Below are 13,742 nucleotides of genomic sequence, written 5' to 3' on the forward strand. Positions count from 1 at the left end.
CGCACTAATCTTCTCTCTCAATAATTTCATACAATTCTTTAAGATGCTTCAACTCCATAACAGAAGTACAACCTTTCCTGAACCGGAAACCCTGATCGATTCAATACCTGTTCAAATGCTTCTACACTGAAATTATTCGTTCATCAATATATTCTTCCTTAATTTTCAACAACGCCCACTGCTTCGGAAATACGATAACTCCATCAATAACTTTCACCAGCAATGCGATTATCCATATCTGTAGTAACTCGTATCTCCACACAAATGCTCTTTATGTTCTTTTACATACTCATATACGTCATGCGGGCGTTTCTAATGGATCAGCAGGGAAATAGCCTCCTCCACGATCTAAAAATCGGTATGCCTTAAACATGCCCCTAAAATCGCACCGCCAAACTCATGCAGACTGAACGCATTTACCTGCGCCCATTCGATATCACCGATGTCGATGCTTATTATCCAAGCCTGTTTGAGCCCGAAATGCGTAAACAAACAGGAACTCAAGCGAGCTTTACCCGTTCTCAGGTTGAAAAGTATGTAGAGAGTTTAGCTCAAGACGACTCACGCCTGAACCTGCTTATTGCATTACAAAACACAGACGAAATCATCGGCGATGTCGCCCTGATGGACATGCATGCCAAAAATCGCAGTGCACATATTCGCATCGCCATTGATCAGCCAGCTCACCAAGGCAAGGGATATGGTAGTGAAGCCTTGCTACTTATGCTGGACTACGGCTTCGGCATTGCCAATCTGCATCGGATCGAACTGGATGTCTTTGCGTTTAACGAACGCGCCATTCATACGTATGAGAAGCTCGGCTTCCAGCGTGAAGGCGTGAAGCGGGACATGTTGTACTACAATCACCAGTATCATGATGCCATTCTGATGAGCATTCTTGAGCATGAATTCCGGGAGAAACATCTGAAAATAGACAAATGATAGAGTTCACGCAAAAAATACAAAAACCGGGGAGGTTACTCCTCCGCCCCGGTCAGGAAAAGCAGATGACCCGCCAGCACCGACAGCTCGGCGGGTGTCTCCATGTACAATTCGCCATCCGTATCGGCTGGCATCGGTACATCTGTTTTTATTTTCAACGTCGACGCCTTGAAGTAGGAAATATTCTCATTCCGGGGTTGCCATTCTCCCTCTGGCTTATGTGAAAGCACCTCACGCAGAAGTGGAATGCCTGTCTCATGAATAATAAGCACATCCAGCTTGCCATCCTGCAACGCATCCGGAGCAAAAGGTAACGCATTGGTGCCCAGAAAACGCCCATTCGCCGCATAGATCATTACTGCTTCGCCTGTCGTCCGCTCTCCATCGATCTCTAGCTCATACTGAAATGGCTCGGAACGGGTTATCGTCTGGAGTGTGCTGATGAAATAACTGACTTTGCCGAGCGCCCCTTTTAAATTCTCGTTAATGTTCTGTGAAGCCTCACTGATGAGCCCTATTCCGAAAAAGTTCGTAAACACCCGATCATTTGCTCGTCCCACATCCACCGAGACAACTCGACCTGACAGCATCTCTTGTGCTGCTGTCTCCGCATCTGGGGAAATCCCAAGTGATCTTGCAAAATCATTACATGTACCGCCTGGAAGTACGCCGATCTGTGGAGGATTTTGCAAGGATGCCAGCCCGTTTACACACTCATGCACCGTACCATCGCCGCCTAGAATAAACACCACATCGAACTCTTCCCCGCGCTTCCGGCACAGCTTCTCTCCTTCACCCGGTTCATCCGTACGAACCACGACCAATTCATGAATAGCTGGAGCAAGTACGCCTGTGACCAGACCTAATGTATTCTCCCGATTGGCTTTCCCTGCATGAAGATGATGTATTAACAAGGCTTTATTCCATTCCATGCTGCTTTCCTCCATTCCAATGCTTGTTTCCCTTTACCCAAAAAGGTTGAAGTGATAAACAAAACCATGGCTCAGCGCATGATCGTGACATGCGAACCGTGGTTGTGAAGGTTAAACTTCATATGAAGAAGCGACAGACGGAATATGCATCGTTTTTGTTGTTCGTGCGTAATACCAGATAGCTGTACAGGACAAGCTACTTTCATTCATTTTTGGCAACGTGAGATGTATGTTATTATTCTATAAAAATAAAGCTTCTGTTCTGTCTGAAGCCACATGATTACCATCATTTATTATCATGGTCTCGCATCTCCGGTCTTATAGCCATTACCTGCTTTAACCGGATGTATGCATGAGAAAAAAGGTTCCTCCGCAACCTATGAGATATAAGCAACAACTTCGCGGGAGCAACCCATTCACTTCGCTTCAAAACGGTTATATGTACACTATACACGAATGGAGGAATTCCCTATGATTCCAGCTACAATGGAGCAATTAGATCAAGTGCGCAAGGAATGCCGTACGATGGTTCGCAAAAGAGCAACCGCTTCTGCTGGCTCCACACTCGTACCTCTTCCCGGTACAGATGTCATCGCTGATGTGGGCATGCTGATGCAGCTATTACCTGCCATTAACAATAAATTCGGATTATCTCAAAAACAGCTCGACGGCATGGACCCTGAGACGAAGTCCATGATTTACGGATTTGTGATGTCGATCGGGAGTAAAATCATCGGCCATATGGTCACGAAGGAATTGGTCGTTCAGGTGCTCAAACGGGTGGGTGTACGAGTAGCGACGAAATCGGTCGCCAAGTTTGTTCCGTTTGCGGGGCAAGGTCTCGCCGCAGCTCTCAGCTTCACTGCCATGCGGTATGTGGGCAACAAACATATCGACGACTGTTATGAAGTGGTAAAACGTATGATTGAACAGCGTGAAAACACTGATGATCATTCGAATTGCTCTAGTGAACAGTTCCTCTGAAAAGAGTTCGTGAGCTGTTCTTCCACTTAGGCATTCTCTGCAGAATCCATGAAAAGAGTTCACTGGTTAAACTAACCTAGAAGAAATTCCTGAGATGCAGTTGTATTTACTGATTCATATTGCTATTAGCAGCAACTCGAATGAACTACACTAATCCGGCAATAAGCCTTCTATTTATCTAGTTCCGGCATGTGCATACTTCATATTACATTCCGTCTGGAAAGCTAGTCTTTGCTTAATGTATCTAATATATCATTTAGCTCTTTATTCTGAACTTTATATCGATAAGTATCTTTTCCAATCTCGGTGAGAAACGTGTCGTTTGAAGTGAATTGAACTCTGATTTCCGATTGATTCTGAAGTTTAAAAACAATTCCAAGTTTCACGCTTCCCTCAGTATTGTTTACATTAGTTACATCACCATTGGTAAGAGAATTCAGATGTTTTATAATTTCTGTTTTAGTACTTTCATCCAGATTTATTTGCTCCGATCCAATGTTAACTTGCTTATCTGTTCTCGTGTAAGTCGATTTAGTAGCTTGAGTACTAATGATATCTTTTTGTACAATGTTTAATGGCAAGCCTTTGTTTTTTGAATCAGACTGCTGTGTGAATGTTGCAATGTATATTATAAAGCATAAAATAATCAAGGCAAAAATAGGGACCATTTTTCTAATTTTCAAAATGTAGACCTCCTTTAGAATACGAATTATTCAATCCACATTTTAACATCCATTCACTACATTTTCTATTATTTTCTTTTTTATCAGACTATATATTGAGAAAATAAAGGAGATAGCTGCCTTTTTAAGCAGCTATCTCTAGCGTAAAATGAGAAGTGTATTGGGTATTTTACAGTGGATTAGTTTCCTCTACAGACCATTTGTAAATCTTACGGAATTAGTTGGACGATAAATTGTACTTCCTACTTTTACATCGGCTGAGTCACTGTAAAGTAATGATGTTATTTTACCACGTTGCACATCATCCCGGTTGATCTGAGTTGTTTGATGTTCTGCACCTAATACTGTGACACCTGATGTTGAATCTGAACTCCAAGATGCCGTTGAAGAAGTTCTTGTTGGAGTTACGGAATAACTCGGTGGCCATCCAATTGTCAATGTACTTGAAGCATTGCTGACATTAACAGTCACACTTTGAAGCAACTTTATATACGAGGGATTGTTTGAACCAGTCCAGCTTGCACTTTGCCCACCCCAAGTTTTGTCATAAACGTTGCTATTGTTTGCAAAACCCTTACCTGCATTATATTTTGCCCAAGTGTAGCCCATAGCGCTTCGATTTGCACTACTATAACCATATTCATTACCATAAAAATCATAACCTGTTTTGTTAACAGTAACCGTAGCTTGTTGCACCGTACCTTTTTCCATATAATTATTTAAAATTTCGAATGCTCGTCTTTTTTCATCAGGAGTTTTAGCACCCTTGACTTCATAAATTTTCTTACCATTCTCTTCAAATACAGACAATTCAGCTTGTTGAGAATCAGATAATGTAGCAGTTCTTTGATGATCATTTAAAGAAATCTGAATTGTGGTAATGAGCCTCTTCTCCTTGTTAACATTACTCCCTTCAGCAGCGGACGCACTCCCTGTGAAAATGGATAATAGTAATCCTACGGATAAAAAAACAGATGCTGTTTTCTTCAAATAGATCATTCCTTTCAGATTTTTTCACTTCCCACTTTAGCTATTAAAAACTGAAAATGTTATTCTACTTTCTAATAACATTTTCAAATACCCACACCCCATAAAAGGTAGATCTCAGATCAATGTTTCCTTTATCAGACGCATAGCTAAATAATCCATTTCCAACAAAACATGATATATAAGTATTTGAAATGAGACTGTAAAGTTTTTCGTCTTCTATAATTTCATTAAATTGATCAGGATTTATTTCACGAATAGCCCTAAGGGTAAAATATAAAAACTCTAATTCATCCTGTTCAAGATTTCCAAGGTTATTGAGACTACTGGTCAAAGATTGAACTGCTTTATTAAGATCTTTACTTCCTTCTTCTCCTAACTTACTCAGTATTAGAGATCCATAGCTTTCAATTTGGACACTTGAATAATTTGCATCTTCTTTTAACGCCTTCTTCACGCTGTTTTCTACATTCTTTTTTATTTTTTGTTTTAAATCCATGTTGATTTCTACCTTAGAATCAATAAGTATCTCAAGATACGAGTATATTTCTATTAAAGTATTGATATCACTCTCATCAGTGTATGAACTAACAACTGCATTCAACAAATACTTAATATGTTTAAAATCTTGAGGACTTAAACTAGTTCTATCATTCTTAAATTTTAAAACCCAATAGTAGGGGTGGTCTCTTTCATTTGAATCTTTAAGATATTTATCAATATTTTTCAAAGTGTCAAAATTCAACATGTCAGATATCTCGGATATATAATAAGTGGACACTATGTCACTATTTATCGTATCAATTGGTATGAAATATCCACTCTCCAATTCAAAACGTTTAAGAAATGACTCTATTTCTAATAGTTCATCCTTCAAAGTGTCTTTTAACTCGTGTTTAAGTATCGAAGCAGCAAGATAAGTAGAGAGAGCATTAGACTTCTCCCCAATATAAAGACTGTAGCCACCATCTTCATTTTTATATCTATTTAATATCTGTTTGACTTTTTCTGAGGATAATCCCGTTTTTTCATCTATCTCTTTAGATAAAAACACCAAAGTTGATAAATTCAATAATGGTAAGGTATCTGAATTAGAAGTTATATCTTGTTTCATTAGCTTTAACATTCCTTTTATCTTTCCTTTTAAAGCATCTTCTATTTCAAAATTAAATAGCTTCGATATCTCAGCTAAATTTTTTATATTCTCCATTTTATCAATTGTATATGATCCTGAATCCACTTCTTTGCGAAATGAATTCTTATACCAAGACTCAACATAATTCAAATCGTATGATGATTTTATTTTCTGTAAAGAATATAGAGCCATATAGGTTGCAAGATAATCGACATTATTTTTATTGTTTTCGAGATCCCCTTTATCCTGCGAGAAAGTGCCATCTGACTTTCTCAATTCCAAAATCTGATTCTCAATCTTTTTGGAAAACTCCTCATTTTTGTTTAGATCTCCAACTAGCGAACAATAATAAAACATATCTGATAAGGAAGCATTGTCTACATTGAAGAGATTCAGATCTAAACTTTTTTCATCTAAAATCCCCTTATTTTGATACATAAGCACTTCAAATGTTTTATCGGCGTAATATGTACTATACAAATCAACTAAATTTTTAGCTTCTTCTGTTAAATAACCATAACCTCCATCTTCAGTTTCCATTAATTTAATCTTTTCCTCTAATCCTCCAAACTCTAGTTCTTCCTTATCCATTTTAATGTGTTCTAACTTAACTGTATTTTTCTGCTTATCTTGATTATTATCAAGTTTCGTATTCATCCAAACTATATAGAAGATACTGATAACAACAACTATGCCAGTTACAAATAAATATTTTCCTTTTTTTAGTTTCAAAAGAGTTCACCCTCACTTTCAATCTCTAGAAACAAATACTTTCCTTCCACTTGCTTTTGTGCTTCCCATAACAAGTTCTACGATCTCTTTATTATCTAATTCAGGATATTTTTCAATTAAAAGTGTTATTTGACCTGTCAGAATCGCAGCTGCGAAAGACGTACCACTAACAACAACATAATCATCATTGCTCTTAGAACTTGTCGTGATAACTCGTTCACCAGGGACATAAAAATCTGGTTTTCTAGATCCTATTCCATTAATTTTGGTACTTGAAAACAACGAAATATTTGATTCTGTAATTCCATAGGGACTATTTGGAGTATAATTCAGACTGCCTGCAGTCAATACTTCATCATACCTTCCTGGAATAGTGATTTCGCTGTCAGTTTCACCTCTATTTCCAGCGGAACCTACCAAAATAATCTCTTCTAAAAATAACCGATTTATCAATTCCTCTAATACGAAATTATGAAAAGAATAATCTTCAAAACCAAATGACATGTTAACCACTCTTATTTGATATTTCTCTTTATTTTCAACAATCCAATTCACAGCTTTCGTTAACGCTACCAAATCTAGTTCACCATAGTGGTTAAACACTTTTAACATACAGATTTGTGTAGATGGATTCACACCCAAATAATTGCCATTAGACTTATAACCGTTCCCAGCTATTATCCCGCTCACTTCAGTTCCATGACCATAATCATCATATTTCTCGTCCAAGTCATTTACAAAATCTTTAAAAATGGTTATTGAGTCTGAAAGGTCTTTATGATCTGTAACACCAGTATCTAGAACAACTACCGTAAAATCTCTATTATAGCCACTAATATCCTTCAAACCGCTGTATTTTGATAACTCGTTTGCAGAATAACCCACCAATTCAGTTTTGAAGAGTTCACCTTGAGAGAAAACAATAGATACCATAAGTAGAATAGCAATTGTAGTTTTTTTTATAAAACCCATTTAATCACCATAATTTCATTATATACCCAATAAATATAACAGCATATAGTACTTTTTTTATCAATTAAACATACATTATTGTCGTTTTTTGTAATTTTAAAAGGTTATATTATATCCTTTTCCTTTCTCCTATTAAGCTCATGGGCTCAAGACACAAAAAAGAGGAGCATAATATGCCCCTCCAAAACTAAACTGCTCTAGATCGCCTGTGCTTGTTGCTCCGTAAACTGACTGTTGTACAAGTCAGCATAGAAGCCCTGTTTCGCCATCAGTTCCTCATGATTGCCCTGCTCAATCACATTACCGTGATCCATGACCAGAATGAGATCGGCACCACGAATGGTAGACAAACGGTGAGCGATAACAAAACTTGTACGGTCTTGCATCAGCTCATTCATCGCTTTCTGGATAAAGACCTCGGTACGGGTATCGACGCTACTAGTTGCTTCATCCAAAATCAGGATAGATGGGTTCGCCAGAATCGCTCTCGCAATCGTCAACAGTTGTTTCTGACCTTGAGAGATATTGGACGCCTCTTCATTCAAAATCGTATCGTAACCGTCCGGGAGTGTGCGAATGAAATGATCAGCATGGGCAGCTACAGCGGCTTTAACCACTTCCTCTTCCGTTGCGCCTTCCCGTCCATACGCAATATTATCCCGGATTGTACCATTAAACAGCCACGTATCCTGAAGCACCATACCGAACAGACCGCGCAGATTACCACGAGACATGTCTTTAATGTTAATGCCATCAATGGTAATCCGGCCACTCTGGAGTTCATAGAACCGCATAAGCAAGTTAATCAGTGTTGTTTTCCCGGCACCTGTTGGTCCAACAATAGCTACAGTCTGACCTGGTGCAACATTAATATTCATATTGCGAATGAGCAGTTCATCTTCTTTATAGCCAAAATCCACTGCCTCAAAAGCTACAGCCCCTGTCGGGTAACGCAACGTTGCAGGTTGTTTCGACTCAGGAACTTCCTCTTCCTCATCCAGCAGTTCAAACACACGCTCTGCCGAAGCGATCGTCGATTGAATAATGTTGGAGATGTTGGCAATTTGGTTAATCGGCTGTGTGAATTGCCGCGAGTATTGCGTAAAGGCCAGAATATCCCCGATGGAGATCGAACCCCGTGTAACAAAAATCCCGCCGACCACACAGATCAGTACATATCCCAGGTTCCCGACAAAGTTCATCAAGGGCATAATAATCCCTGAAATAAACTGAGCTTTCCAACCCGATGCATACAGTTCTTCATTCACTTTCTCAAATTGCTGTACAGATTGTTCCTCACGTCCAAAGGCTTTGACTACCTTGTGTCCGGTATACATTTCTTCTACATGACCATTCAGTTCACCGAGCGATTTCTGCTGTCCCGCAAAATGTTTCTGCGAACGGGAGGCCACCAGCATAACGACCACGACACTAAGCGGTAAAGTCAAAATCGTAATCAGCGTCATCCATGGACTGATCGTCAGCATCATAATGATGACACCCACAATCGTCACCACGGACGTAATAAACTGGGCCAAACTTTGTTGCAGCGTGTTACTGATATTGTCCACGTCGTTGGTTGCACGGCTAAGCGTCTCACCATGTGTACGGGAATCGAAATATTTCAGTGGCAAACGTCCAACCTTGGCACTGATCTGCTCGCGCATATCATAGACGACTCGCTGAGCTACACCCGCCATCAGATATTGCTGTACATACGCAAAAGCAGCACTGAGCAAATACAGTCCAAGTAGCAGGTACAATACTCGCATCAGGGCTGGGAAATCAATCCCGGCTCCCTGCACACCCTGCATAATCGCAATGGCTCCTTGGGCAAGAATATCTGTACCCTCAGCCATGATCTTCGGACTAATAATGCCAAACACGGTACTTAGAATGGCAGCGATCAGAACACCGATCAGACGAGAGCTGTGTGGCCGGAGATACTGAACCAATCGGCGCAGTGTGCCTTTGAAATCCTTCGCTTTCTCGGCTGGAGGCCGCATCCCCATTCCGCCGCCAGGATGACCCGGTCCGGGTCCGCGTGGAGCACTGGATGCTTTGTGCTGTGCTGTACGTTCACTCATGCGATCTCCTCCTCAGTCAGCTGGGAGGATACAATCTCACGATAGACTTCATTGTTCTCCAGCAGCTCTTTATGTGTTCCCGAACCGACAATTTTGCCCTCATCCATGACGAGAATACGGTCTGCATCCATTACCGTGCTTACCCGCTGAGCTACGATCAGCACAGCCGCTTCCGTCGTTTCCGATTTGAGCGCAGCACGAAGTTTGGCATCCGTTTTAAAATCCAGGGCCGAGAAACTGTCATCGAAAATATAAATTTCAGGACGGCGAACGAGTGCGCGTGCAATGGACAAACGTTGTTTCTGTCCACCTGACACATTATTCCCGCCTTGTGCAATCAGGCTGTCATACCCTTCCTTCATCTCGGAGATGAAGTTTTCGGCTTGGGCCGTACGTGCCGCATGAATCACTTCATCCATACTCGCATCATCCTTACCTTGCCGAATGTTATCTGCAACCGTACCGGTAAAAAGGACAGCTTTTTGCGGGACAAATCCGATTTTGGATCGAAGTTCTTCTTGTTTAAGCTCCCGCACATCGGTTCCATTCACACGCACAGTACCTTCGGTCACATCATAGAAACGCGGAATGAGGCTGAGCAATGTGGTTTTACCCGAACCCGTTCCACCGATAATCGCTGTCGTTTCACCGGAACGAGCCGTAAACGAGATATCGGACAATGCTGCATTTTCTGCACCCGGATAACGGAAAGTGACACGGTCGAACTCAATCGTTCCTTGCATCGATTTCATGGTGCGAGGCTGTGCAGGATCAGACAGATCAGGCTGCATATCCAGCACTTCGTTAATCCGTTCTGCGGAAGCTGATGCTCTTGGAATCATGACAAAAATCATGGATACCATAATCAGTGAGAACATAATCTGCATCGCATATTGTACAAAGGCAATCAGGGAACCAATGTTCATATGACCGCCATCAATACGCAGACCACCAAAGTACAGAATCGCAATCATCGAAAAGTTCATGACCAGCATCATCACCGGCATAACTGTCGCCATCAGGACATTGACCTTAATCGACGCATCTCTTAATTCCGTATTTGCCCCATTGAAACGAACACGCTCATGCTCGCCACGGTTAAAAGAACGAACAACCCGGATACCTGTCAGCTGTTCACGCAGAACCAGATTAAGCCGGTCCAGCTTTTTCTGGATTTGCTTGAATAACGGAAATCCTTTGGAACCGATTAAGGCGATCGCTCCTGCAAGTACAGGCAGAACAACCAGGAAGATGGTGGATAGCTTCGCGTCCTGAGAAACGGCCATGAAAATCCCCCCGATACACATCATCGGAGCCATAATCATCATGCGCAGCATCATCGTTAATACGTTCTGTACCTGTGTAATATCATTGGTTGTACGCGTAATCAGTGAAGCTGTGCCAAGCTTGTCGAATTCCTGCAGCGAGAAATTCTCAACATGCCGGAACACTCGGCTGCGTAGCTGTTTGGCAAATCCGCCTGCTGTGCGCGAAGACAGATAACTCGCGATAATGGAACATGTGGTTCCGCCAATGGCAATCAGCAGCATGAAACCGCCAATTTTCCAGATATAAGGTACATCACCTTTGACGATACCCAGGTTGACGATATCAGCCATTAACGTAGGCAGGTACAGCTCCGCCATCGTTTGCAGAAAGATGAGCGCCAAAATAAAAATAATCGGAATACGATAGGGCTTTAACATGCGAAATAACTTCATCATGGCGTATCATCTCCTTGTTCGGATACTCTGGATTGAGATGCTCTTGATTTGGATACTTCATTAACTTCTTCAGTTGCTTCATCTCGATGTTCTGTTGATTCATTCTGCCCGGAAACCTGTGCATCAAAATAGGTGTACACCTTGCTAAGCAATTCAGTCAGCTGCAGGCTGTCCTCCTCGCCCAAGTGTTCAACCAGCCTATTAAATGTTCGCATACGCTCTTCATGAGCTGCACGAATAATCGCACGACCCGCGTCCGTAATCGTAATCCGCACCGCCCGCCGATCCTCGGGGTCCATCGTCCGCTCAACCAGCCCTTCGTCTTCCAGACCGCGAATAACCGGTGTAATGGTTGGTGATTTTACACGCATTAATGCACTGATCTCGGATACCTTTAGTCCCGGATGATCCTGTTTAAAATGACCATCAAAGTCTGGCGGATTATCCCGCCAATCCATACGCTCCCCCGGATGATATCCATGAAGTAGACAAGCCAGCACCATAATTTCATTGTGATTACGCCCATGTGGTTTATGTTGTCTCCATTTGCCTTTATTAAACTGCATAATGGAATATAAAAGCTTCTCGGCCACCGGATCCATGCCAGTCATCACATCATCCTCCTTCTTCGGAACATCATGTTCCATAAAATAATCATCGCCTGTTTATTAGATAGGACTTGTATTTAATAGCCTACCGATATAATAGATGACCAATTTAATAGTTAATCAATTAATTAGGTTACCTAATTATATTCTCAGCTTATGTATATGTCAATCATTTCATTCATATCAAAATCATCCAACATCAGAGAGCATTCCAATGCTATCTGAACACCCATATAATCACTTGTGCTTCTACATGACAGCATGTTTACTCCTAGCCATCCACATGACAAAAAGCCCCCACCCCCTCAGTTTGATTAAGACCAAACGAAGGGAGTAGAGAGCTTTTTTAAAATAGAATTTTCTAAATAGATTTTTTTTAAATTAGACCTGTTGAATCGATATTTATTTTGAAGCAGATACACTCTTCGGCACAGCAGCAAACGGGAAATAGTCTTTAGCATTATTATAGGATATGCCTTGCACGATCTGACCGAGCAGCTCCATATCGTTTGGTGCTTCACCTTGTTCTGCCCATTCACCAATCAGATTACAGAGCAGGCGGCGGAAATATTCATGTCTCGTATACGAGAGGAAGCTTCGGGAATCGGTCAACATGCCGACAAAACGGCTGAGCAATCCCACATTCGCGAGTGCCTTCATCTGAGCGAGCATGCCATCCTTCGTATCATTGAACCACCATGCCGCGCCAAGCTGAATTTTACCTGGTACGCCTCCACCTTGGAAGCTACCAATAATGGCTGCCAGCACTTCATTATCCCTTGGATTAAGGGAGTAGAGGATTGTCTTTGGCAAAGCATCCTGCTGCTCCAACGTATCCAGCAATCCAATAACAGCCGCCGATAATGGCGTATCATTCACAGCATCGTACCCTGTGTCAGGCCCGAGCTTCTTGAACATTTTCGTATTGTTGTTACGAGCTGCATTGATGTGGAACTGCATAACCCAGCCGCGCTCTGCATACAGCTTGCCAAGGAATGTCAGTGTAACCGTCTTGTATCCGTCCTCTTCCGCGCGCGAAACTTTCTCCCCCGCAAGTGCTCTGGCAAAAGCAGCCGCCGCTTCCTCGCGAGTTGCATCAGCATACGGCACGTAATCCAGTGCGTGATCAGAGACACGACCACCTACGGAATGGAAGAATTCCACACGGGATTCAAGCGCAGCCAGGAATGAGTCATAATCCGTAATGGCTGTGCCCGCAACCTGTGAAAGCTTGCCTACCCACTCGATGAAAGTATCCCGGTTCAATTCCAGTCCTTTGTCCGGACGGAAAGACGGCAGAACTGCTGTATCGAAACCTTCAATCTCCTGAATTTTGAGGTGATATTCCAGAGAATCCGTTGGATCATCGGTGGTGCACACCACGGTGACATTGGATTTGGTAATCAGATCACGCGCACCGAAGCCTTCGCCGGTTAGTCGGGCATTTACTTTTTCCCAGATCGCTGGAGCGCTTGTCTCATTAAGCACTTCATGTACATCGAAATAACGTTGTAATTCCAAGTGAGACCATGCATACAGCGGGTTGCCGATCATCATCGGAACTGTTCTGGCATACGCAAGGAAACGGTCATAATCCGTCACCCCTTCACCGCCCGTCACATACTTCTCTTCAACACCGTTAGCCCGCATCAGACGCCATTTGTAATGGTCGCCATACAACCAGGCCTCTGTCAGATTGCCAAATGTTTTGTTTTCGTAAATTTCCTGAGGACTGAGGTGACAGTGATAATCCATAATCGGCATGTCTTTTGCATACTGCTCGTACAGCTTGACCGCCGTTTCATTGTGAAGTAAAAATTGTTCATCCAGAAAAGATTTCATTCGCCTTGCACGCTCCCTTTAGGTGAGTTTACGTTCATTTAGGTTCACTTTCCATCTTTAAGCTACACCGTTTGGCGCCAAAGTTCAATATAAAATGATAGCGTTCTCAAAAAA

At 42.0% G+C, this 13,742-nt stretch carries 11 protein-coding genes; 2 read left to right on the forward strand and 9 right to left on the reverse strand.

Translation table 11 applies throughout. The features are described 5' to 3' along the window. Positions 1-399 precede the first annotated feature (399 nt). Positions 400-942, forward strand: a complete 543-nt coding sequence (locus M3629_RS22255; protein ID WP_251510386.1) for a GNAT family N-acetyltransferase — start codon at positions 400-402, stop codon at positions 940-942. A gap of 35 nt (positions 943-977) precedes the next feature. On the opposite strand, the gene M3629_RS22260 is transcribed toward M3629_RS22255, so the two are convergent. After that, entirely contained in the window at positions 978-1,874 is an 897-nt protein-coding gene (locus tag M3629_RS22260; RefSeq protein ID WP_251510388.1) for a diacylglycerol/lipid kinase family protein, read from the reverse strand. Between the two features lie 471 nt (positions 1,875-2,345). On the opposite strand from M3629_RS22260, the gene M3629_RS22265 reads away from it, so the two are divergent. Beyond that, a complete protein-coding gene (locus tag M3629_RS22265) occupies positions 2,346-2,858 on the forward strand; it encodes a hypothetical protein (RefSeq protein ID WP_251510390.1) in 513 nt (170 codons plus the stop codon). A gap of 224 nt (positions 2,859-3,082) precedes the next feature. On the opposite strand, the gene M3629_RS22270 is transcribed toward M3629_RS22265, so the two are convergent. From M3629_RS22270 to uxaC, 8 genes are all read right to left on the reverse strand, one after another. Continuing rightward, entirely contained in the window at positions 3,083-3,541 is a 459-nt protein-coding gene (locus M3629_RS22270) for a hypothetical protein (protein WP_251510392.1), read from the reverse strand. 189 nt (positions 3,542-3,730) lie between these two features. Further along, positions 3,731-4,531 (reverse strand): hypothetical protein, encoded by an 801-nt coding sequence (locus tag M3629_RS22275; RefSeq protein WP_251510408.1) that lies wholly within the window; start codon positions 4,529-4,531, stop codon positions 3,731-3,733. Between the two features lie 64 nt (positions 4,532-4,595). Beyond that, entirely contained in the window at positions 4,596-6,395 is a 1,800-nt protein-coding gene (locus M3629_RS22280) for a prenyltransferase/squalene oxidase repeat-containing protein (protein WP_251510417.1), read from the reverse strand. Between the two features lie 18 nt (positions 6,396-6,413). After that, complete coding sequence (locus M3629_RS22285; RefSeq protein WP_251510444.1) at positions 6,414-7,367, reverse strand: S8 family serine peptidase; 954 nt, start codon at positions 7,365-7,367, stop codon at positions 6,414-6,416. A gap of 197 nt (positions 7,368-7,564) precedes the next feature. Then, entirely contained in the window at positions 7,565-9,454 is a 1,890-nt protein-coding gene (locus M3629_RS22290) for an ABC transporter ATP-binding protein (RefSeq protein WP_251510445.1), read from the reverse strand. After that, the gene (locus M3629_RS22295; protein ID WP_154959463.1) at positions 9,451-11,178 is read right to left on the reverse strand and encodes an ABC transporter ATP-binding protein; all 1,728 of its coding nucleotides are present in this window, start codon (positions 11,176-11,178) and stop codon (positions 9,451-9,453) included. The genes M3629_RS22290 and M3629_RS22295 overlap by 4 nt, the downstream gene beginning before the upstream one ends. Continuing rightward, complete coding sequence (locus M3629_RS22300) at positions 11,175-11,789, reverse strand: MarR family winged helix-turn-helix transcriptional regulator (RefSeq protein WP_251510446.1); 615 nt, start codon at positions 11,787-11,789, stop codon at positions 11,175-11,177. The genes M3629_RS22295 and M3629_RS22300 overlap by 4 nt, the downstream gene beginning before the upstream one ends. A 399-nt stretch (positions 11,790-12,188) precedes the next feature. Next, on the reverse strand, positions 12,189-13,628 hold the full coding sequence (uxaC, locus tag M3629_RS22305; RefSeq protein WP_251510447.1) for a glucuronate isomerase: 1,440 nt from the start codon (positions 13,626-13,628) through the stop codon (positions 12,189-12,191). Positions 13,629-13,742: the final 114 nt, after the last annotated feature.

The organism is Paenibacillus polysaccharolyticus (assembly GCF_023714295.1).
In the GTDB taxonomy this organism is placed as follows: Bacteria; Bacillota; Bacilli; order Paenibacillales; family Paenibacillaceae; genus Paenibacillus; species Paenibacillus polysaccharolyticus_A.

Coding starts and splice junctions, on each gene's coding strand:
- M3629_RS22290 (WP_251510445.1), bottom strand. CDS start 9,454: ATGAGTGAACGTACAGCACAGCACAAAGCATCCAGTGCTCCACGCGGA.
- M3629_RS22255 (WP_251510386.1), top strand. CDS start 400: ATGCAGACTGAACGCATTTACCTGCGCCCATTCGATATCACCGATGTC.
- M3629_RS22265 (WP_251510390.1), top strand. CDS start 2,346: ATGATTCCAGCTACAATGGAGCAATTAGATCAAGTGCGCAAGGAATGC.
- uxaC (WP_251510447.1), bottom strand. CDS start 13,628: ATGAAATCTTTTCTGGATGAACAATTTTTACTTCACAATGAAACGGCG.
- M3629_RS22260 (WP_251510388.1), bottom strand. CDS start 1,874: ATGGAATGGAATAAAGCCTTGTTAATACATCATCTTCATGCAGGGAAA.
- M3629_RS22295 (WP_154959463.1), bottom strand. CDS start 11,178: ATGATGAAGTTATTTCGCATGTTAAAGCCCTATCGTATTCCGATTATT.
- M3629_RS22300 (WP_251510446.1), bottom strand. CDS start 11,789: ATGACTGGCATGGATCCGGTGGCCGAGAAGCTTTTATATTCCATTATG.
- M3629_RS22285 (WP_251510444.1), bottom strand. CDS start 7,367: ATGGGTTTTATAAAAAAAACTACAATTGCTATTCTACTTATGGTATCT.